Source organism: Aerosticca soli (assembly GCF_003967035.1).
GTDB lineage: Bacteria > Pseudomonadota > Gammaproteobacteria > Xanthomonadales > Rhodanobacteraceae > Aerosticca > Aerosticca soli.
Genome location: NZ_AP018560.1, coordinates 349374 through 369377 on the forward strand (window position 1 = coordinate 349374; position 20004 = coordinate 369377).

Here is a 20004-nt window from a genome sequence, read left to right on the forward strand (position 1 = left end):
TTCCGCCCCGGCCATGCCGGGGCGTTTCTTTGAGAGCGGTGGAAGTGCCGATGCGCGGGGTGCGTCGGCGCCGTGCCGAAAGCCCGCCCTCAGCGACGCGAGCCGCGCAGGCGATCGACGCTGAAGCTGGCGATCTCGCCGCCGCCGGCGCCGCGGCGCGGCTGGCCCGGCGGCGGGCCGAAGGCGTGCGCGGTGACGATCTCGAAGCCGAGCGGAAGGCGTCCGTCCTCGCGCAGGGCGTCGTAGGCGGCCAGCATGCGATCGAAGCGCCGCCGGCCGGTGAGGCCGCGCGCGCGTCCGGGGTCGAGGTTGGCGATGCCCATGCCGCGCAGTTCGGCGAACACGTCGGCGGCCTTGGCGAAGGTGAGCGTGTAGCGGTCGACGTCGAGCACCGGGTCGCGCAGGCCCGCGGCGAGCATGGCGTCGCCGACGTCGTGCAGGTCGAGAAAGCGCCCCACGTGCGCGTCTTCGTCGACCTGCGCCCAGGCAGTACGCAACTCGCGCAGGGTGTCCGGCCCGAAGGTGGAGAAGGCGAGCAGGCCGCCGGGTCGCAGCACGCGCGCGCATTCGGCGAACAGCGCGGGCAGGTCGTCGACCCAGGCGAAGCACAGATTGGCGTAGAGCACGTCGGCGACGTGGTCGGGCAGCGGCAGGGCGCACGCATCGGCGCACACGCGCGCGAACGGCTGCCGCCAAGGCAGGGACCTGCGCGCGCCGCGCAGCATCGGCAGGGCGACATCGAACGCGATCACCTGCGCGCGCGGCCAGCGTTTCTTGAGTGCGGCGCTGTCGCGGCCCTGGCCGGCGCCGACGTCGAGCACCAGCTGCGGCGGATCCGGATGGAAGTCCAGACGTCCGAACAGATGGTCCGCGACGGCGCGGGCCAGCGCGTCGTGGCGTCCGTAGGTGGCCGCCGCACGGGCGAAGCGACGGCGCAGCAACAGGCGCTGGCGCGGCGTGTTCATGCGGCTGCCGCGCCTTCGAGGAAAGGCCGTAGTGCCGCGGCCACGCGCTCGGCATGCCCCAGGAAGGGCGCATGGCCGGCATGGGCGATCTCGACGAACCGGCCGTGACCGGCCTGCGCGGCGCGGCGCATCGCCGCCGGCGGCACCAGGCGGTCGCGGCGGCCGGCGATCCACAGGCTGGGCACCGTCAGCCGTGCGAGGGCGGGGCGCAGGTCGGTGCGTCCGAGCAGGCCGATGCCTTCCTCCAGTACGCGCGGATCCGGCTCGCCACGGGCGAAGGCGAGCGCACGCAAATGGCGCAGCTCGGCGGCCGGATCGTCGCTGCCCATCGCCTCCAGCGCCAGAAAGCGCTCCAGCGTGCCGCGGTAGTCCTCGCGCAGGTCGCGGGCCAGGCGCGCGAGCGTGTCCGGGTCGCCGCCTGGCCAGTCCGCATCGCGCACGAAACGCGGCGTTGCGCACAGCATCGTCAGCGCGCGCACGTGGCCGGGGTGGTCCAGCGCGCCTTCAAGCGCCACCAGGCCGCCCAGCGACCAGCCCAGCCAGGCGGCGGGCGGCGTGCGTTCGACGATCGCCTGCGCGCATACCGCCGGTTCGAGCGGCAGCGTGCAATCCCGTGAATGGCCGTGGCCGGGCAGGTCGACCAGATACAGCGTGCAATGCGCGGCCATGGCCTCGACCAGCGGCGCGAACACGCCGCCGTGCATGGCCCAGCCATGGATCAGCACCAGCGGCAGGGGACCATGGCCGGCCCGTTCGATGAACAGGCTCATGCCGGGCACGGGGCAACGGGGAGGAGAAAAAAACGCATGGTGATGGCGTCCATTATACGAAGGGCCCGCGCCCTGCACGGCGCGCGGTTACCATCGCCGCATGGAAGGCCCCGCACCCTCGAAGCGCCCCGTCGACCGCCCGCTCTGGCTGCCCGTCGCGGCCAGCGTGGTGCTGCCCGGCCTGGGACAGTGGCTCCAGGGGCGCCGTGTCGCCGCGTGGGTCTTCCTGATCGCCGCGCTGCTGGCGTGGATCGTCTGGCTCGGCTGGCTGGTGCACCTGGGCGCGGCCGTGGATGCCGACCGGCATGTGGCGCGTTGAATCCTGGCCGGCGCGTCTGGGTGCCGCGCTGCAGGGCTGGGTGCTGCCCTGGCGCTGCCTGTTGTGCGGGGCGCGTGGCACGCAAGGCCTGGATCTGTGCCCGGCCTGCCTGGCGGAGCTGCCGCGCAACCTCGCCTGCTGCGCGCGCTGCGCTTTGCCGCTGCCGACGGCGAGCGCCTGCTGTGGGCGATGCCTGCGCGATCCGCCGCCGTGGCAGGCGGCCTGGTCGCCGTTCCGCTATGCCTGGCCGCTGGACCGGCTGGAGGCGCGCTTCAAGTTCGGCGGCGATCTTGCCGCCGGGCGCACGCTGGCCCGGCTGTGGGCGATGGAAACCCCGCCGCTGCCGCTGCCGCAGTGGATCGTGCCGGTGCCGCTCTCGCGCCGGCGTCTGCGTGGGCGCGGCTACAACCAGGCATTGGAGCTCGCGCGCGTGCTCGGTCGCCAGCTGGGGGTGTCTTGTCGACCCGATCTGCTGCGGCGAAACAGGGACACCGCCGCGCAAACCGGGCTCGATGCCGCCGGGCGTCGCCGCAACGTGCGCGATGCCTTTTCGGCACGCGCGGTTCGCGGCGTGGGCCACGTGGCCGTGCTCGATGACGTCTTCACCACCGGCGCCACGCTGGCCGCCTGCACGCGGGCGTTGCGCCGGGCGGGCGTCGCGCGGGTCGACGTGTGGGCGCTCGCGCGCGCGAGCGCCGGCCGGTCCTGAGCACGGCGAATCGCCGCGCGGCGCTCTACCACACTCAAGTTGCGGCCATGCCGGCCGTTAGCAAAAACACTCCCCTGCCCATGGCGAGAGTCCCCTGGTGCGCATCAATCTGCCGGTCACCCAGCGCGAATACCTCTACCCGGCCGATGCGTCGATCGTCTCGGCCACCGATCTGAGTGGCGACATCACCTACGCCAACGAGACTTTCGTACGCATCAGCGGGTACGAGCGCGAGGAGCTGATCGGTCAGCCGCAGAGCCTGATCCGCCACCCCGACATGCCGCGCGAGGCGTTTCGTGATCTGTGGGCCACCATCCGTGCCGGGCAGCCGTGGTCGGCCTTGGTCAAGAACCGTCGCAAGAACGGCGATCATTACTGGGTGCGGGCACACGTCACGCCGGTGCGCAGCGCCGCCGGCAAGGTCGTCGGTTATCTGTCCGTGCGCACCTGTCCGTCGCGGCAGGCGGTGGCCGAGGCCAGCGCTTTGTATGCGGCGATGCGCGCGGCCGAGCAGGCCGGACGCCCGCTGCCCTACGTATTGCGCGGCGGCCGGGTGTATGCCGGCAAGCGCTGGCGGCGCGCTCTGGAACGGCTCGGCCAGCTGATGGCGCTGCGCATGCTGGCCTGGGCGCTGCTGGTGGCCGCAATCGCCGGCTTCGGCGCCGGCTGGCCGGCGCTGCGCCCCTGGCAGCCGTGGGCGGCACTGGTCGCCGGTGCCCTGGCGGCCTGCCTGGGTTGGGCCGGCCTGCGGCGGTTGACCGGCAAGCCGATGCTCGAGGCGATCGCCAAGGCGCGCCGGCTGGCGGCCGGCGAACTCGCGGTCGATCACACGGCCGGGCAGGCCGACCACGGGAGCGAGCTCGGGCGCGCGCTCGACCAGCTCGGTGTCAATCTGCGCGCGGTGGTCGGCGACGTGCGTGCCGGCATCGGCGTGCTGGAAGCCTCCGCGGCCCAGGTCGCGGCCGACGCGCAGGAGCTTTCCCGTCGCACCGAAAGCCAGGCCGCCAGCCTGGAACAGGCCTCCGCGGCGATGGAGGAATTCACCGCGGTGCTGCAACAGTCCGAACAGCGCACCGGCGAAGCGCGCCAACTCGCCGTGGCCGTCGCCGGCGCAGCGGGGGAAGGGCGCCAGGCCACCGACCGCGTGCGCGAGAGCATGGCGGCCATCCAGCAATCCGCGCAGCAGATCGCCGAGGTCACCACGCTGGTCGACGAGCTGGCCTTCCAGACCAACCTGCTCGCCCTCAATGCGGCCGTCGAGGCCGCCCGCGCCGGCGAACACGGCCGCGGTTTTGCCGTGGTCGCCGGCGAAGTGCGCGCGCTCGCCCAGCGCAGCACGGCCGCCTCGCGCGACATCCGCCGGCTCATCGAAGCCTCGCTCGGCAAGGTGGGCGAGGGCATCGATGCGGTGCAGGCCGCGGAGGACCGCGTGCAGGCCATCGTGCAGGCGGCCACGCGCGTGCGCGCGCTGATCGAGGAACTGGCACACGCCGCAGGCGAACAATCCGCCGGCGTGCAGCAGATCAACGCCATGATCATGCAGCTGGACGGCATCACCCAGCACAACGCCGCGATGGTGGGGGAAACCAGCGCCGCGGTGGCCGCGCTGCGTCATCAGGCGGCGTTGCTCGAGGCCTCGGTGGCGCTGTTCCATCTCGAAGATCGTCCGGCCGTGCCAGCCACCACGGCGCCGGAAGCCGCCGCGCCGGCCACGGCGGAGCCCGCGCAGGTTTAAAGGCATCGCTGATTTATCCGGCGCTTCCTGGCTGGCAGCCGGATGCCCCGGCATGGGTACTCAAGGGCGATGAGTCGGGGATGGTGGAGCATGGCGCGGGCGTGCCACGCCGCAGCGGGCGGAAAACGCCATGGACGCCCATCTCCTCAACCTGCCGCGGGGCGCAGGGCCAGCGCCAGCGCGATGCCGGCCCAGATCATGAGGCCCCAGCCGTTGTTGTGGCGGAAGGCGGCCAGACAGGCTGAGGGCTTGCGGTCGCGAATCAGCCAGAGCTGCCAGAGGAAATGCACGGCGCCGGCAAGCAGTGCCAGCCAGTACGGCCAGACGAGCCCCGCGCGATGGCCGATGAGCACCAACGCCAGCAGCAGCGTACCCATCAGCACGGCCAGGATCGGCAGGTCCGCATCACCGAACAGGATCGCGGTGGACTTGGCGCCGGCCTTGAGGTCGTCCTCGCGGTCGACCATGGCGTATTCGGTGTCGTAGATCACCGACCACAGGATGTTGGCGATGAACAGCAGCCAGCCCAGCGGCGGCACCGTGCCCTGCACGGCGGCAAAGGCCATCGGGATCGACCAGCCGAACGCCGCGCCCAGCACCACCTGCGGCAGGTGCGTCCAGCGCTTGGTGAACGGATACAGCGCGGCCAGCGCGGCGCCGACGAAGGCCAGCTCGACGGTGAGCCGGTTGGTGAACAGCACCAGCACGAAGGACAGCATCAGCAGCACGCCGAACACGGCGAGCGTCTCGCGCGGCGTCACGCGTCCGGCGGCCAGCGGCCGGGCGGCGGTGCGGGCCACCTGCGGATCCAGCTTGCGGTCGGCGTAGTCATTGATCGCGCAGCCGGCCGCGCGCATCGCGAACACGCCCACGGTGAAGATGAAAAGCGGCCGCCAGGGCGGAAAATCCCCCGCCGCCAGCCACAGCGCCCACCAAGTCGGCCACAGCAGCAGCAGCGCGCCGACCGGGCGATCCATGCGGGTGAGCACGAGATAGTCGTGGACCTTTTCCCGATGGCGGGCCGGCAACAAGCCGAGCAGCCAGTCCAGCACACGCCCGGCCCGGCTTGAACTGTCCGCCGGCCGCGCGGCGGCGGCCGCTTTTGCGCGGCGCGCCGCTACGGGTGCCGTGGAAGGATATTTGCGCGGTTGGCGTTTGCGCGGCGTGGGGGCCATTGGCGCAGTTTAACGTGCCTCGGCAACTGGAACGGCGTGACGCGGGGCAGCTAATCCACGGTGCGCATCGCTGTGTCCGGTATTGCCGGCTGTTCCCGGCCGGTTGCCGCAGATTACCCATGCTTAATGGGTCTGGCCCGCGAATACGATGCGCATATCATTCGCCCTGAGTGAATAGCGAAACGGATTCGAAGGCATCGGCGGCAACTGCTTGCAGGCCGGATCAATCATGGCGTTCAACGGTCCAGCGGACTCAGCACGCCCTGGCCGCCGCGGTTTGAGCACGTGCGTGTAGATCTGCGTGGTGCTCACGCCCGCATGGCCCAGCAGTGCCTGCAGTACGGATGTCCTGTCCCGCCTCCAGCAGGTGCGTGGCGAAGGAATGGCGCAGGGTGCGGCAGGTGGTCGGCTTGGCGATGCCGGCGCGCCGCACCGCCGCTTTCACCGCGCGTTGCAGCACGGTCTCATCCAGAGGGTGCCGACGCCCGACGCCGCTACGTGGATCGATGCTGCGCGTGCTGGCTGGAAACACGGACTGCCAGGCCCATTCCCGTGCCGCGTTCGGATATTTGCGCTCCAGCGCGTGCGGCAGCCATACCGCGCCGAAACCGGCGGCCGAATCGCGTCCGTGCAGACGCTTCGCTTCGGCCAACTGACCCTGCAGCGCGTCGACCGCCAGCGCCGGCAGCATCGTGCGTCGGTCCTTGCCGCCCTTGCCCTGCCGCACAGTGATCTCGCGCCGCGCGAAATCCACGTCCTGCACGCGCAAACGCACGCACTCCACCAGGCACAGGCCGGCGCCATACAACAGGCCCGCCATCAGCCAGGTCATGCCGCTCATGTGTTCCAGCACTGCTGCCACTTCCTCGCGCGTCAGCACGGTCGGCAGGTTCGGGCTTCTTCGCGCGGTGGATGTTGCCCATCCAGGGCAATTCGATTCCAAGCACCTCGCGGTACAGGAACAGCAGCGCGGCCAGCGCCTGGTTCTGCGTCGATGTGGCCACCCGCCCGTGCGTCGCCAGCCCGGTCAGGAACGCCTCCACTTCCGGCGCCCATCCCGCGTGGATGCCGTTTGCCATTGGCAAGAATGAGGCGCCGCACCCAGCCCACATAGGCCTCTTCCGTGCGCAGGGAAAGGCCCAGGCGACGCATCCGTGCGCGCATCTCGTCGGGCAGGCGCGGCCGAGACGTTGCCACGCCCTCCGTCGTGCTTGCCGGCACCGAATCCAGGTGAGAGGATCGCCGCATTGCCGTCGCCTCCGGTAAAGCTTGCAAGATCAGGCGGCAGGAATAGGTAGCGCGATAAGGGGGAATTCGTTGATTTGTGTAGGAAGCTTCGATGGCTGGTGGCTGGTGGCTGCTTGGCGGGGGGGGGGGGCTGTCGGATTAGGGTTCGTTTAACAATCGAATTTAAGTTAGGTTCTTCTCCCAACTGAGTGGAGAGAGGCGCACGGCCGACGGGTCAGACTTGCTGTTCTTGAGGCAACAAACTGGGGCCGGCCGTGGCCGAGCAGGATTGTATGTCCCGTCTGGGCGGCTGGACGGGATACCGAGTTGGCAAGTGGCGTTATGAGCTGCGCAGGCAGCAGCGCTGGCTGGTGATCGAGTTGGAGCCGACGCCGGGGGCGCAGCGGCAATGCACGGGCTGTGGGCAGGCGGTCGTGGCCATCCATGACTGGACGATGCGGCGCATTCGCGAGTTGCCCGTGTTCGGTGCGCCGGTGGAGCTGCACGTGCCGCGTCTTCGGCTGGCTTGCCAGGGCTGCGGGCCGCGGCTGGAACAGTTGGACTGGCTGGATCCGCATGCGCGGGTAACGCGGCGTCTGGCCGACAGCGTGGCCCGGCTGTGTGCAGTGACGTCGGTGCTGCACGCGGCGCGTTGGCATGGCATCGACTGGAAGACGGCCAAGGCCATCGACTGGCGGGCACTGGAGCGCGATCTGGGGCCGGTGGATCTGGAGGGCGTGCGCCGGATCGCCATGGACGAGTTCGCGATCCAGAAGGGCCATCGCTACGCCACTGTGGTGGTCGATGTGGAGCGCAAGCGGGTGCTGTGGGTGGGGCGCGGCCGTTCGCGAGTCGAGATCAGGCCGTTCTTCGAACAGCTCGGGCCGGCGCGTTGCGCCCTTATCGAGGCCGTGGCCATGGACATGAACACGGCCTACGACCTGGAAGTGCGCCAGCACTGCCCGAATGCCCGCGTGGTGTACGACCTGTTCCACGTGGTCGCCAAGTACGGACGCGAGGTGATTGGCCGGGTGCGGGTGGACGCGGCCAATCAGCTGCGTCACGACAAGCCGGCGCGCCGAGTGGTCAAGCGCGCCCACTGGCTGCTGCTGCGCAATCCTCGGCGCCTGAAGGAAGCCGAACACATCCGGCTGGACGAGGTACTGGCGGCCAACCGGCCGCTGATGACGGCCTACGTGATGAAAGAACAGCTCAAGGCGCTGTGGAACGCACCGACAGCCTGGGCGTGGCGGGCAGCCTGGAAACAATGGCTACGCCATGCCCAGGAAAGCGGCATCCCCGCCCTGACCCACTTCGCTCAATGCCTCAAACCTTACTGGCGCGGCATCCTCAGCCGGGTGCGCTGGCCCCTGCATACCGGGCTGCTCGAAGGCATCAACAACAAGATCAAGGTCATCAAGCGCATCGCCTACGGCTACCGCGATGACGCCTACTTCTTCCTCAAGATCCGGGCGGCCTTCCCCGGAGTTGGGTGAAGAACCTTAAGTTAGCCTCCACGATATCCAGATAAATCTTTGCGACGCAAACAAAGCAGTATCCTTGGAAGTTAAGACCTTCATGCTGAACGCTCCAGACGTAAAGGAGGAGTCCATTACCGACTGCCTTGTCTGGAAATGGAGGGAACTGGACACGCGGTTCAAATATATCAATGTCTCCACCTTTACTCGCCAAGAGGAAAGCACGACTACAGGAGCAGACTTTGAAATTGAGTTATGGCTTGTGGGGGAGAAGTTTCATTTTCCTTTAGTATTTCAAGCCAAAAAATTCGTTAAACTTAATGACTTCTACGTCACAAAATTAAATTACCCAGCACGAACACAGGGGCAACTAACAAGGCTACTTGAATACGCAAAGGCACAAAAGAAACTGCCCTTTTATGTCATTTATAGTGTCCCCGACTCCAATACGGAGACCATGTGCCGCGGCAAAGATACCGCTGATACAGCCGTTTTTATAGCCGATGCACATACGATAAAGAAATTCGCTGACGGCAAGCACGGCAAGAGAGTGTCAAAAACAAGCTGCTTAAGGCAACAAATCAATTTCATTGCATGTTCTATTGCCATCTGAGCCAACGTGGCGACTACTTCAAAAGATATTTCTCAGCACTGACCGAAGATGCCGAGGCTCGCGAGAATGAGGCGCTCCCCGATTACGTAAGCATGCTCCTTAGTGGTCGCACAATGGAACTTGGAGAAGAAGAGGCTCTAACTTTCATTAACAAAAACGAGTTGCGTAAATCCCGTGTTGTAGGCGTCTACGACATGCGTGGCTCAGATGAAGAGCCTAATAAATCGTTCCAGCGGACCGCCTTCGGCGGCCGCTGAACTCAATCGTTAGATTTCTTCAATTCATGAGCCGCACCCGAGACATCATTCAAGAAATCGCTGAGATCCGCCAACGCCGGCGGTTTGGCTCAGCAATGGCGGAACTACCGCTGCGGCTCTTTGCTCTTGAACACGCGTTCAAGAAACATGACAAGTCAGAGAATGAGCTGACCCGGTATTTTCCTGTTGCGCTCATTGCCTGTGTCGAAGGCTACTTTCGAATGGCAATAAAGGATCTGATTGATGCCGGCGAGCCATATCTCAGCAACGCGGAAAAGCCCGGATCCTCGATAAAGCTAGACTTCGCGGTCCTAAGAGCGGTGCATGGCAAGACCATAACGGTAGGGGAGTTGGTGGCCCATGGAGTACAGCTAAGTCGCCTTGAGCACCTCGAAGGTGTTTTATCGAACTTACTTGGTACTCAATTCCTGCAGGCACTTCGCACAACGACAGATCGTTGGGCACATGAGGTAAAGGGTGAGCCAGCCGCACTAATTCTGACAAAACCGGATGAAGTGTTCGCGGACGTGGCGAGAACTTTCGAACTGCGGCACATCATTTGTCATGAGATAGCGTCCGCGTACGAAATCGAATCTGAAGAGGTTGCACGATGCTTCGAGAGCTGTGTAGCTTTCTTGCGAGCGGCCGACGAGCTCATTTCCGAAACCATTCATCCCGCTGCACCTCTGACCCAAACAGGCATTAATATCGCGGCGGGAAAATCTCTCGACGAAAGGCGAGGGCGGCTCGCAGAAGCAGTGGCAGAACTTAGGTCACGCCTTGGCGCCGCAGAACTTACCGCCTTCGATGAGTCGCAGGAGAAATGGCAAACCTATTGCGACGCATGGGCTGATTTTGTCGCCGGAGAGCGAGCCAGCGGTGGAACCATCTGGCCGGTAATCTACGCTGGCGCAGCGGAGGCACTTGTAAAGCAACGCCTTGTTGAAGTCAGTGGCTACAAGCGGCTCGGTGATGAAGGCTAGAAATCTAACACTACGCTCAACCGGACCTGCGCAAAAAAGCCGCGCAGTCCGGTGAATTCAGACGTTAGGCCTCCGGTGTTGCACGCTTCAGTTCATGTGATAAATAGTTGGCGGCACCAACAACCCTGCCGCATTAGGAGAATTTATGGCAAAGAAAGTAGCTTATGTGTCTATCCACTTGGACGACAACGTTCCAGAGTATATGCAGGGAATTATTCGTTGCGGATCTGTCGTCTCGGAAGACGAGGACGGCAACGAATTGAAAGATCATCAAGAGCTTATAGACAACAAGGAGTTTCACTCTGAGGACGAACTCATCGAGTATGTCGCCAATAAGCTTGGTGTGAGTAAGAACATAGTGGGCGTCAATGCCTAACATTTCGTTCAAGACGGACGGCTTCGTCGCCGCTTAACTCAGTCGTTAGGCAATAACATCAATGTCTACTGATCTCGAACAATTCAACCAACACCAAACGGATGCTCGTAATCGACTGAGCTTCCTTGTTCAGTGTGTGCTTTTGCTCGCAGGTGGAGCACTCACGGCTTCGGTAACCGTTTTTACTGGCTCTCGCACCATCAAGCTCCTCGGCATCCAACCAGAAATCTTGGCATTCTCGTGGTGGGCTCTCATTGCGTCCATGTGCTTAGCAATCGTCGTAGTCGCGATCGTGCTGCTCCGAGACTACGCCTTTGGAGAGCGGTGGCGTCGCTCTTTCAATGACCCGTCTGTTGATGTCAGTGGCAAGCCGGGTTGGGTGGACAAATTGATCATCTTGTCCGGTATCGTGTCGCTGCTAGCTTTTCTCCTTGGCTTCGTTGGCATCGGCTATGTGGCAACGTCGGTTGTTGCCTAACAATTGTTCAAGTCGACGCCACTTCGCGGCGCGGCTTAATTCAGGCGTTAGAGCCCAAGGGGGAGCACACCCATCCTTCCAAAGGTCCAGTCACAATGGCATTGACACCAGTGGGGCACACCGCCCACGGAAGAACGCGTTTCCTCATCCACGGCGACAGCATCCGTCATCCCGGTAACGCTTCCGAAGGATGCATCGTCCTTGATCGTGCAGCGCGCCAAGCCATAGCCACTAGCGGCGACAATGACATCGAGGTGGTTCAATGAATCGTCTCGCCTGCCGACTCGCAACGCTGCTTATGCTCACCCTATCCTCTTTCTGGGCATCGGCGAAGACCCCCGACTGCACCAGCGCCGATGCTTGGCCCGCCGCAATGGCATTCACCCACATGAAGAACGGCGGCATTGTCAGTAACGATGAGCTTGACTTCAAAAAGACGCTTGTCACCAGGCTTGCCTCCGAGAAGATCGGCAAAGACCTCTATCGCCAGGTCCACTTGGTGCGTTTTATCAAAAGATCAGGAGAGCCAATTGACGCCATCACCATCAACGAAGCATCCAGTGAAGAGTGCTCAATGTCTGGCGTAGACGTCTATCTAGTCACGAAGCGCCTCGGGGACTATTCAAAGCAGCATTAGGGGAACTCTGATTTTTTTCTGTGGTCGAAGCCCTGATTTGCCGATGACTCGTAGCCGATGACGCCCAAGCAGATGTGCAAACCCGACACTGCTACAGGCTCCTTGCCTTTCGGCACGTAGGCGCTCGATTCCACGCCGTCCGCCACTTCTGCGGTTCTGATCGGTAGCGACTCAAGTTCGCCGCCAGGATGCCGATACGGGGCAACGTGCGCGCGCGTATGCGCGGCGTTTCTTCCTCTCTGGCGGCGGTGGACGCGACGGACGTGCCATTCCAATCTCCTACTCCACGGTCGCCTGCCGAGCCGTCACCCCAGCGTGAGGATGCGGCCGGGCTGGATGGCGCCGTGTCGCACCGCTTCCTGGATTCGGTGGCGCGCTTTACCGACCATCGCGATCTCGACGCGCTGGACCAGAGCCTTACCCTGTCGCTGGCCGAATTGACCGCGGCCCGCGCGGTGACGCTCTACAAGCGTGCGGATGATGCCGGCGCGCAGGGCGAGAGCATGGTCCGCTGCTTCGCGCTCGAGGGTGGCTATGGCGTCGAGGCCGCGCAGCCTGGCGGGGACCAGCCCTGGCTGCAGTCGATGCGCCGTTGTGCCGAGCAGCGCCAGGGCTGGATCGAACGCATCGAGGCGGGGCATTGCCACGTGCTGGTGCCGATCCAGCGTGACGGGCAGGCGCTCGGTGCGTTGCTGCTCGAGAACGCCCGCTTCGCCGACGCGCTGCGCGTGCTGGTGGAGGGGTTTGCGCGCATCTATGCCAACTACACCGTGCTGCTGCACGAGAGCGAGCGCGACAAGCTGACCGGGCTCTACAACCGCCGCACCTTCGAGCGTCAGCTGCAACGGCTGCTCGCCGGCGGCGGGCCGGTGTGGCTGGCGATCCTGGACATCGACCACTTCAAGCGCATCAATGACAGCTACGGCCACCTGTACGGCGACGAGGTGATCCTGCTGGTCGCCCGGCACATGCGTTCGGGGCTCGGTGCCGGCGACGTGCTGTTCCGCTTCGGTGGCGAGGAGTTCGTCGCCCTGCTCGGGGCGCCGGCGGCCGAGGATGCGCGCGCGCTGCTGGACAGGCTGCGCGCTCGCGTGGCCCAGCACGATTTCCCGCAGATCGGGCAGGTCACGGTCAGCATCGGCTTTGCGCGCATCGGCATGCACGATTACCCGGCGAGCGTGCTCGACCGCGCGGACAAGGCGCTGTATTACGCCAAGAACCAGGGCCGCAACCGGGTGGAACAGTACGAGGCGCTGCTCGCTGCCGGCGCCTTTGCCACCGGCGCGCCCACCGGCAGCGTGGACCTGTTCTGATCGTCGCGGCCGGCGGGGCGGTGGCCGCGCCGGGGTGTTCGTGGCGACGGTGTTTCAGGGCTGGGCAGGTCCAGGTCGTCGCGGTCTTCCTCGTCGGGCAGCGGGTCGGGATCGGCGTCGCGTTCGGGATGCTGATGGCCGGGGTTGCGGATTTCCTCGAGCGGCGGCTGGATGCCGGGCTGCAGGATCGGCGGCTGCGGATTCATCGGGTTGAGCGGCATGGCGAGGCTCCTTTTTTCGAAAGGCGGGCCCCGAAGCTTCTCCATGCGGGCGTAAACGGCTTGCGAGCGTCCGGTGAAAGCGAGCCGCGATAAGGCTTACCCGCGCACGTCCTGCGGGTCGCGAGGCGAGGGCGCGTCGTTGTGCTGGCCGAGCAGCAGCCGGTAGGCCGGATGCGCGCTCTCGTCGCGGTACGGGTAGCCCAGACGGGCGAGGAACTCGGGCAGCAAATGTTGCTCGTCGGGCGGCACCTGCAGGCCGACCAGGATGCGGCCGGTGTCGGCGCCGTGGTTGCGGTAGTGGAACAGGCTGACGTTCCAGTCCGGCTGCAGGTGGTCGAGGAAGCGCACCAGCGCGCCGGGCCGTTCGGGAAACTCGAAGCGGAACAGGTGCTCGTCGTGGGCCAGCGGCGAGCGGCCGCCGACCAAGTGGCGCAGGTGGGTCTTGGCCAGCTCGTCGTCGGTGAGGTCGAGCACGCCGAAATCATTCGCGCGGAAGGCGGCGAGCAGTCGCTCGCGGTCGGCGTCGCCTTGCACGTGCACGCCGACGAACAGGTGCGCCTCGTGCGGATCGCCGATGCGGTAGTTGAACTCGGTGACCGCGCGCTGGCCCAGCACCGCGCAGAAGCGGCGGAAGCTGCCGCGCCGTTCGGGAATGGTCACCGCGAACACCGCCTCGCGATGCGCGCCGACCTCGGCGCGTTCGGCGACGAAGCGCAGACGGTCGAAGTTGAGGTTGGCGCCGGAGACGATGGCCAGCAGCGGCGCCGTGCCTGGATGCGCGGTGGCGTATTGCTTGAGCCCGGCGAGGGCGAGCGCGCCGGCCGGTTCGGGCACGCTGCGGGTGTCCTCGTAGATGTCGCGCATCGCCGCGCAGATGGCGTCGGTGTCCACCCGCAGCATGGCGTCGACGTGTGCGCGGCAGAGCGCGAAGGTGAGCGCGCCGACCTGCTTGACCGCGGTGCCGTCGGCGAACAGGCCAACCTCGTCCAGCGTCACCCGCCGGCCCTGTTCGAGCGAGCGCGTCATCGCGTCGGCATCGGCCGCCTGCACGCCGATCACCGCCACTTCCGGGCGCAGCGTCTTGATCACGCTGGCCACGCCAGCGAGCAGGCCGCCGCCGCCGACCGGCACGAACACGGCGCCGAGCGGGCCGGTGTGCTGGCGCAGGATCTCCAGCGCCACCGTGGCCTGGCCGGCGATGACGTCGGCATCGTCGAACGGATGCACGAACACCGCCTCGCGCGCGGCGACCAGGCGCGCGGCCTCGGCTTCCGCCTCGCTATAGGAATCGCCGGCCAGCAGCACCTCGACCTGCGCCCCGCCGAAGCGGCGCACCGCTTCCACCTTCACCGCCGGCGCGGTCACCGGCATCACGATGGTGGCGCGGATGCCGAGTCGCGCGGCGGCCAGTGCCACGCCTTGCGCGTGATTGCCGGCCGAGGCCGCGACCACACCGCGCGCACGCTGGGCGGCATCCAGCGCGGCCATGCGGGCGTAGGCGCCGCGCAGCTTGAACGAGAACACCGGCTGGCGGTCTTCGCGCTTGAGCAGCACCGGCCGGCCGAAGCGCGCGGAGAGCAGCGGCGCGGTTTCCAGCGGCGACTCTCTGGCCACCTCGTACACCGGCGCGACGCAGGCGCGCTCGAGCAGCCAGACGGCGTCGGGCATCGCGGCGCGGGCGGCGAGCGCGTTCACGCCGCGCGCGCCTCGGCGGCTGGATGCTCGACCGCGAGCACGTCGACGAGCTTGCGGGTCTGGCTCAGCACCTGGGCCAGGCAATGTTCGTCGCCGATCACGGTGAGCACCAGGCGCGACACCGTGGGATCGTCGGTGACGCCGACGTGCAGCGATTCGATGTTGTGCCCGCGCGCGGCGAACAGTCCGGCCACGCGGACCAGCGCGCCGGCTTCGTTCTGCAGCAGGATCGACAGCGTGTGTTTCATGGGGTGCACTCCAAAGAACGGGCGCCGCGCTAGAACATCGCGGTCGCCGGCGTGGCGTCCGGCGCGGGTTGCGCGTCGGCGCGGGCACGGATGAACGGGCCGGTGATCATTTCCCGGTAGCTCGCGCCGGGGCCGACCATCGGATAGACGCCGGCATCGGGGTCGATCAGCACTTCCAGGAAGGCGGGGCCGGGGAAGGCGAGGAAGTCCGCGACGGTGGCCTCCACCTCGGCCGGATCGCGCAGCCGCCGCGCCCAGGGGAAGCCGTCGGCCTCGGCGGCCTTGATGAAATCCTTCTTGTGCAGGCTCTTGTCGCTGCCGGAGAAGCGGCCCTTGAAGAACAGCTTCTGCCACTGGCGCACCATGCCGTCGCCCTGGTTGTTGAGCAGCAGCACCTTGATCGGCAGGCCGTAGGTGGTGACGGTTTCGAGCTCGCCCAGGTTCATGCGGATGCTGGCGTCGCCGTCGACGTCGATGACCAGCGCATCGGGCCGCGCGAACTGCGCGCCGATCGCCGCCGGCAGGCCGAAGCCCATGGTGCCCATCGAGCCGGAGGTGAGCAGCTGGCGCGGCGCGCGGAAGGAGAGGTATTGCGCGGCCCACATCTGGTGCTGGCCGACGCCGGTGCTGACGATGGCGCGGCCCTGCGTGTGCCGTTCGATCGCCTCCAGCACGGCGTAGGGCTGGATCAACGGGCTGGCGCGGTCGTAGTCCATCGCGTGTTCGCGCTTGAGCCGCGCCACGTGCGCGTGCCAGTCGGCCAGCTCACTGCGCACGCCATGCGCGCGGCCCCAGGCGGTCAGCCGTTCGAGCGCGCGTGCGAGCGGCCCCAGGTGATGCCAGTGCACGCGCTTGACCTTGTTGATCTCGGCCGGGTCGATGTCGATCTGCGCGATGAAGCGCGCGTTCGGCGCGAACGCCTCCGGCACGCCGGCGACGCGATCGTCGAAGCGTGCGCCGAGCGCGAACAGGAAATCGCAATCCTCCACCGCGTAGTTGGCGTAGGCGGTGCCGTGCATGCCGAGCATGCCGAGCGCGAGCGGATGGGTGCCGTCGAAGCCGCCCAGGCCCATCAGCGTGGTGGTGACCGGCACGCCGAAGGTGGCGACGAAGTCCGCCAGCGCGGCGGCCGCCTCGCCGGCGATCACGCCGCCGCCGGCGTAGATCAGCGGCCGCCGGGCCTTGGCGAAGGCGGCGAAGAATGCGGCGCAGTCGGCGTCGGCCAGTTCCGCCTGCATCACCTGCGCCAGCCGCGCACGATAGCCGGGCAGCGGCAGCTCGCCTTCGCCGGCAAAGCGCAGCATGGCGTTCTGCACGTCCTTGGGGATGTCCACCACCACCGGACCGGGCCGGCCGCTGCGGGCGATGGTGAAGGCGCTGCGCAGCGTGGCCTCCAGCCGCGCCGGGTCGGTGACCAGGAACACGTGCTTGGCGCACGCGCCCATGATGTTGCTGATCGGCGCCTCCTGGAAGGCGTCGCTGCCGATCGCCGCGGTCGGCACCTGGCCGCAGATGACCACCATCGGCACCGAGTCGGCCATCGCGTCGCGCACCGGCGTCACCGTGTTGGTGGCGCCGGGCCCGGAGGTGACGATGGCCACGCCCACGCGGCCGCTGGCGCGCGCATAGCCGGCGGCCATGAAGCCCGCGCCCTGCTCGTTGGCCGGCACGATCAGCGGCATCGGTTCGCCGCCGTCCGCCCGCGGATGCGCGGCGTTGTAGCGGAACACCGCGTCGTATACCGGCAGGATGGCGCCGCCCGAATAGCCGAAGAGTACGTCCACGCCCTCGTCGGCAAGCACCTGCACGACCACTTCGGCACCGCTCAGGGTGGCGCCGGCGCGTGGATGACGGGTGATGTCGCTCGGGGTGGCGGACTGGATTTGGGCGTTCACGGATGGATTTCCTTCGGGTCTTGATGCGGACGGGCGGCTTCGGGCGGGGAGGGCGTCAGCCGGTCTTCTGCAGCGGCTCGGCGGCCGGCTGCGCGGCGGCCTTGAGCCAGGGCATGCGCGCGCGCAGGCGCTTGCCGACCTCCTCGACCGGATGTTCCAGATCGGCCTGCTTGTAGCGCTTGTAGTTGGGCAGCCCGGCCTGGTACTCGGCGATCCAGGCCTTGGCGAAGGTGCCGTCCTGGATGTCCTTGAGCACCTCTTTCATGCGCTCCTTGGTGGCCGCGTCGATGATCCGCGGGCCGCTCACGTAGTCGCCGTACTGCGCGGTCTCGGAGACGAACTCGAGCATGCGCGTGATGCCGCCCTCGTAGAACAGGTCGACGATCAGCTTGAGCTCGTGCAGCACCTCGTAATAGGCGATTTCGGGCTGATAGCCGGCTTCGACCAGGGTCTCGAAGCCGGCCTGCACCAGCGCGCTGGCGCCGCCGCACAGCACGGCCTGTTCGCCGAACAGGTCGGTCTCGGTCTCTTCCTTGAAGTCGGTCTTGATCAGCATGGCGCGGCCGCCGCCGATGCCGTCGGCATAGGCCTTGGCCTTGGCCTCGGCCTGGCCGCTGACGTCCTGATACACCGCCCAGATGCACGGCACGCCGCGGCCGATCTCGTACTCGCGGCGCACCAGCGCGCCCGGTCCCTTGGGCGCGACCAGGATCACGTCGATGTCCTTGCGCGGCTCGATCTGCTTGAAGTGCACGTTGAAGCCGTGCGCGAACAACAGTGCCGCGCCGGGCTTGATGTTGGGCTCGATGGCTTCCTTGTAGAGCTTCGGCTGCACCATGTCGGGGGTGAGCACGGCGACGAGGTCGGCATCCTTCACCGCCTCGGCCGGCTCGGCGACGTTGAAGCCCTCGGCGCGGGCCTTTTCCCACGAGGGGCCGCCCTTGCGTACGCCGACCACGACGTCGAGGCCCGAATCGCGCAGGTTGAGGGCGTGGGCGCGGCCCTGGCTGCCGTAGCCGAGCACGGCGATGCGGGCGTGGGCGAGCGGGTTGCTTGGGGTGTTCATGCGGTGACTCCAGTGGGGTTGTTCGATGGATGGATGGACGTCTGGACGGCCACGGCGGCGCCGGGACCGGGATGGGTGGTGGCGCCGTCGGACGCCGAGCCGACCATCAGCGCGTACTTGGCCAGCGCGCCGCGGGTGACCTTGGGCGCCGGCGGCTGCCAGCGCGCGCGCCGGCTGGCGAGATCGGCGTCGGTGGTGATGGTGCGGGCCACCGCGTCGATGACGATGCGGTCGCCGTCCTCGAGCAGGCCGATCGGCCCGCCGCGCGCGGCTTCCGGCGCGATGTGGCCGACCATGAAACCGTGGGTGGCGCCGGAGAAGCGGCCGTCGGTGATCAGCGCGACGTCGTCGCCCAGGCCGCGGCCGATCAGCGCGGCGGTGACGCCGAGCATCTCGCGCATGCCCGGGCCACCGGCCGGGCCTTCGTTGCGGATCACCACCACCTCGCCCTTGGCGATGCGGCCGGACTGCACCGCGGCGAAGCAGGCTTCCTCGCTCTCGAACACCCGTGCGCGGCCCTCGAAGTGCGTGGTGCCCTTGCCGGCGAGCTTGAGGATGCAGCCTTCCGGGGCGAGGTTGCCGTACAGGATGGAATAGCCGCCGCGCGGCTTGAGCGGCGCGGTGACCGGGTGCACCACGTCCTGCCTTTCCGCGCGCGGCGCGGCGGCGGCTTCCTCGAACAGCGAGCGGCCGGTGACGGTGGGGGTGTCCTCGAGCATGCCGGCGGCGATGAGTTCCTGCGCCACCCGCGCGCTGCCGCCGGCGCCGAACAGCTCCACCGCGGTGTAGCGCCCGCCGGGCAGCAGGTCGGCGATCACCGGCGTCTGTTCGGAGGCGGGCTGGAAATCCTCCAGCGTCCACGGCGTGCCGGCCTCGCGCGCGATCGCCAGCAGATGCAGCACGGCATTAGTCGAGCCGGCGGTGGCGGCGACCATGCGCGCGGCATTGGCGAAGGCGGTGCGGGTGAGCAGCGCGCGCGGCGTGCGGTTGTCCTTCAGGCACGCCATCACCAGCTCGCCGCAGCGGTAGGCGGCATGTTTCTTTGCCGGGTGGGTGGCCGGGATGTCGTTGAAACCCAGCGGCGACAGGCCCAGCGTGGACAGCACCATCGCCATGGTGTTGGCGGTGAACTGGCCGCCGCAGGCGCCCGCACCGGGGCAGGCATCGCGTTCCACCGCTGTGAGTTCGGCCTCGTCGATCTTGCCCGCGCCGTAGGCGCCGACCGCCTCGAACACCTGCTGGATGGTGATCGGATGGCCCTCGTGGGTGCCGTGCGCAATGGTGCCGCCGTAGAGCGCCACCGCCGGGATGTCGAGCCGTGCCATCGCCATCGCCGCGGCGGGGATGGTCTTGTCGCAGCCGCACAGCACCACCATCGCGTCCAGGCAGTGGCCGTCCACCGCCAGCTCGATCGAATCGGCGATCAGCTCGCGGCTGACCAGCGAGGCGCGCATGCCCGGCGTACCCATGGCGATGCCGTCGGTCACCGCGATGGTGTTGAACTCCACCGGCGTGCCGCCGGCGGCACGGATGCCCTCGGCCGCGGCGGCGGCCAGCTCGCGCAGGTTGAGGTTGCACGGCGAGACGTTGGACCAGGTGTGCACCACCGCGACCAGCGGCTTGGCGATGGCGGCGTCGTCCATGCCGACCGCGCGCAGCATGGCGCGTGCCGGGGCGCGGTCGGGTCCGCGTTTGATGAGATCACTGCGCATGAAGGCTCCAGGTTGATGATGAAAAAAACCGCAGGCATGGACCGGTTCCGACGTCGGGGAGGGACGCCGGAGCGGGGATGGCTCTCCTTACAGGAACCGGTCGCATGCCGCGGCTAAAAAAGTGCATGGCCG

19 protein-coding genes and 1 pseudogene are annotated in these 20004 nt (G+C 67.2%); 11 read left to right on the forward strand and 9 right to left on the reverse strand.

Annotated elements, in window-relative coordinates; all coding sequences use genetic code 11:
* Positions 1-89 precede the first annotated feature (89 nt).
* Together bioC and bioH are read right to left on the reverse strand one after the other, a co-directional pair.
* On the reverse strand, positions 90-965 hold the full coding sequence (gene bioC / locus ALSL_RS01500; RefSeq protein ID WP_126535992.1) for a malonyl-ACP O-methyltransferase BioC: 876 nt from the start codon (positions 963-965) through the stop codon (positions 90-92).
* Entirely contained in the window at positions 962-1735 is a 774-nt protein-coding gene (bioH, locus tag ALSL_RS01505; protein ID WP_126535994.1) for a pimeloyl-ACP methyl ester esterase BioH, read from the reverse strand. The genes bioC and bioH overlap by 4 nt, the downstream gene beginning before the upstream one ends.
* Positions 1736-1835: 100 nt before the next feature.
* On the opposite strand from bioH, the gene ALSL_RS13605 reads away from it, so the two are divergent.
* The 3 genes from ALSL_RS13605 to ALSL_RS01520 all read left to right on the forward strand — a co-directional run bounded on the left by ALSL_RS13605 (position 1836) and on the right by ALSL_RS01520 (position 4498).
* Positions 1836-2054: a hypothetical protein gene (locus ALSL_RS13605; RefSeq protein WP_126535996.1), complete on the forward strand. Its 219-nt coding sequence runs from the start codon at positions 1836-1838 to the stop codon at positions 2052-2054.
* Complete coding sequence (locus tag ALSL_RS01515; protein ID WP_126535998.1) at positions 2041-2763, forward strand: ComF family protein; 723 nt, start codon at positions 2041-2043, stop codon at positions 2761-2763. The genes ALSL_RS13605 and ALSL_RS01515 overlap by 14 nt, the downstream gene beginning before the upstream one ends.
* A gap of 97 nt (positions 2764-2860) precedes the next feature.
* Complete coding sequence (locus ALSL_RS01520; protein WP_126536000.1) at positions 2861-4498, forward strand: methyl-accepting chemotaxis protein; 1638 nt, start codon at positions 2861-2863, stop codon at positions 4496-4498.
* A 146-nt stretch (positions 4499-4644) separates the two neighbouring features.
* Here the strand turns inward: ALSL_RS01520 and ubiA are convergent, their stop codons facing one another.
* Positions 4645-5550, reverse strand: coding sequence for a 4-hydroxybenzoate octaprenyltransferase (gene ubiA, locus ALSL_RS01525; RefSeq protein WP_231700262.1), 906 nt, complete (start codon positions 5548-5550; stop codon positions 4645-4647).
* A gap of 359 nt (positions 5551-5909) precedes the next feature.
* Positions 5910-6837, reverse strand: a pseudogene (locus ALSL_RS01530) (integron integrase).
* Between the two features lie 338 nt (positions 6838-7175).
* Between ALSL_RS01530 and ALSL_RS01535 the strand changes: the two are divergent.
* The 8 genes from ALSL_RS01535 to ALSL_RS01570 all read left to right on the forward strand — a co-directional run bounded on the left by ALSL_RS01535 (position 7176) and on the right by ALSL_RS01570 (position 13035).
* Positions 7176-8396 (forward strand): ISL3 family transposase, encoded by a 1221-nt coding sequence (locus ALSL_RS01535; protein WP_126536004.1) that lies wholly within the window; start codon positions 7176-7178, stop codon positions 8394-8396.
* 64 nt (positions 8397-8460) lie between these two features.
* A complete protein-coding gene (locus ALSL_RS01540) occupies positions 8461-8991 on the forward strand; it encodes a DUF6615 family protein (RefSeq protein ID WP_126536006.1) in 531 nt (176 codons plus the stop codon).
* Positions 8973-9248, forward strand: a complete 276-nt coding sequence (locus ALSL_RS01545; RefSeq protein WP_126536008.1) for a hypothetical protein — start codon at positions 8973-8975, stop codon at positions 9246-9248. The genes ALSL_RS01540 and ALSL_RS01545 overlap by 19 nt, the downstream gene beginning before the upstream one ends.
* 26 nt (positions 9249-9274) lie before the next feature.
* Entirely contained in the window at positions 9275-10231 is a 957-nt protein-coding gene (locus tag ALSL_RS01550) for a lysozyme inhibitor LprI family protein (RefSeq protein ID WP_126536010.1), read from the forward strand.
* Between the two features lie 145 nt (positions 10232-10376).
* Positions 10377-10607, forward strand: a complete 231-nt coding sequence (locus ALSL_RS01555; RefSeq protein WP_126536012.1) for a hypothetical protein — start codon at positions 10377-10379, stop codon at positions 10605-10607.
* A gap of 61 nt (positions 10608-10668) precedes the next feature.
* A complete protein-coding gene (locus tag ALSL_RS01560; RefSeq protein ID WP_126536014.1) occupies positions 10669-11085 on the forward strand; it encodes a hypothetical protein in 417 nt (138 codons plus the stop codon).
* Positions 11086-11347: 262 nt separating this feature from the next.
* On the forward strand, positions 11348-11722 hold the full coding sequence (locus ALSL_RS01565) for a hypothetical protein (RefSeq protein ID WP_198410666.1): 375 nt from the start codon (positions 11348-11350) through the stop codon (positions 11720-11722).
* Between the two features lie 344 nt (positions 11723-12066).
* Positions 12067-13035, forward strand: coding sequence for a GGDEF domain-containing protein (locus ALSL_RS01570; protein WP_231700263.1), 969 nt, complete (start codon positions 12067-12069; stop codon positions 13033-13035).
* A gap of 317 nt (positions 13036-13352) precedes the next feature.
* Here ALSL_RS01570 and ilvA read toward each other — a convergent pair whose 3' ends face one another.
* From ilvA to ilvD, 5 genes are read right to left on the reverse strand one after another with little or no spacing between them, the layout of a single operon-like run.
* Positions 13353-14924: a threonine ammonia-lyase, biosynthetic gene (ilvA, locus tag ALSL_RS01575; RefSeq protein ID WP_126539962.1), complete on the reverse strand. Its 1572-nt coding sequence runs from the start codon at positions 14922-14924 to the stop codon at positions 13353-13355.
* 23 nt (positions 14925-14947) lie between these two features.
* Positions 14948-15199, reverse strand: coding sequence for an acetolactate synthase small subunit (gene ilvN, locus ALSL_RS01580; protein ID WP_126536018.1), 252 nt, complete (start codon positions 15197-15199; stop codon positions 14948-14950).
* A gap of 29 nt (positions 15200-15228) precedes the next feature.
* Positions 15229-17094, reverse strand: coding sequence for a biosynthetic-type acetolactate synthase large subunit (gene ilvB, locus ALSL_RS01585; protein ID WP_126536020.1), 1866 nt, complete (start codon positions 17092-17094; stop codon positions 15229-15231).
* Between the two features lie 55 nt (positions 17095-17149).
* Complete coding sequence (gene ilvC, locus ALSL_RS01590) at positions 17150-18160, reverse strand: ketol-acid reductoisomerase (protein WP_126536022.1); 1011 nt, start codon at positions 18158-18160, stop codon at positions 17150-17152.
* Positions 18157-19872: a dihydroxy-acid dehydratase gene (ilvD, locus tag ALSL_RS01595; RefSeq protein ID WP_126536024.1), complete on the reverse strand. Its 1716-nt coding sequence runs from the start codon at positions 19870-19872 to the stop codon at positions 18157-18159. Before ilvD ends, ilvC begins: the two co-directional genes overlap by 4 nt.
* Between the last annotated feature and the right edge of the window lie 132 nt (positions 19873-20004).

What these genes read in the sequence shown, in the direction of transcription:
- bioC (WP_126535992.1), bottom strand. Translation starts at nt 965, where the DNA reads ATGAACACGCCGCGCCAGCGCCTGTTGCTGCGCCGTCGCTTCGCCCGT.
- bioH (WP_126535994.1), bottom strand. Translation starts at nt 1,735, where the DNA reads ATGAGCCTGTTCATCGAACGGGCCGGCCATGGTCCCCTGCCGCTGGTG.
- ALSL_RS13605 (WP_126535996.1), top strand. Translation starts at nt 1,836, where the DNA reads ATGGAAGGCCCCGCACCCTCGAAGCGCCCCGTCGACCGCCCGCTCTGG.
- ALSL_RS01515 (WP_126535998.1), top strand. Translation starts at nt 2,041, where the DNA reads ATGTGGCGCGTTGAATCCTGGCCGGCGCGTCTGGGTGCCGCGCTGCAG.
- ALSL_RS01545 (WP_126536008.1), top strand. Translation starts at nt 8,973, where the DNA reads ATGTTCTATTGCCATCTGAGCCAACGTGGCGACTACTTCAAAAGATAT.
- ALSL_RS01550 (WP_126536010.1), top strand. Translation starts at nt 9,275, where the DNA reads ATGAGCCGCACCCGAGACATCATTCAAGAAATCGCTGAGATCCGCCAA.
- ALSL_RS01555 (WP_126536012.1), top strand. Translation starts at nt 10,377, where the DNA reads ATGGCAAAGAAAGTAGCTTATGTGTCTATCCACTTGGACGACAACGTT.
- ALSL_RS01560 (WP_126536014.1), top strand. Translation starts at nt 10,669, where the DNA reads ATGTCTACTGATCTCGAACAATTCAACCAACACCAAACGGATGCTCGT.
- ALSL_RS01565 (WP_198410666.1), top strand. Translation starts at nt 11,348, where the DNA reads ATGAATCGTCTCGCCTGCCGACTCGCAACGCTGCTTATGCTCACCCTA.
- ilvA (WP_126539962.1), bottom strand. Translation starts at nt 14,924, where the DNA reads ATGCCCGACGCCGTCTGGCTGCTCGAGCGCGCCTGCGTCGCGCCGGTG.
- ilvN (WP_126536018.1), bottom strand. Translation starts at nt 15,199, where the DNA reads ATGAAACACACGCTGTCGATCCTGCTGCAGAACGAAGCCGGCGCGCTG.
- ilvC (WP_126536022.1), bottom strand. Translation starts at nt 18,160, where the DNA reads ATGAACACCCCAAGCAACCCGCTCGCCCACGCCCGCATCGCCGTGCTC.
- ilvD (WP_126536024.1), bottom strand. Translation starts at nt 19,872, where the DNA reads ATGCGCAGTGATCTCATCAAACGCGGACCCGACCGCGCCCCGGCACGC.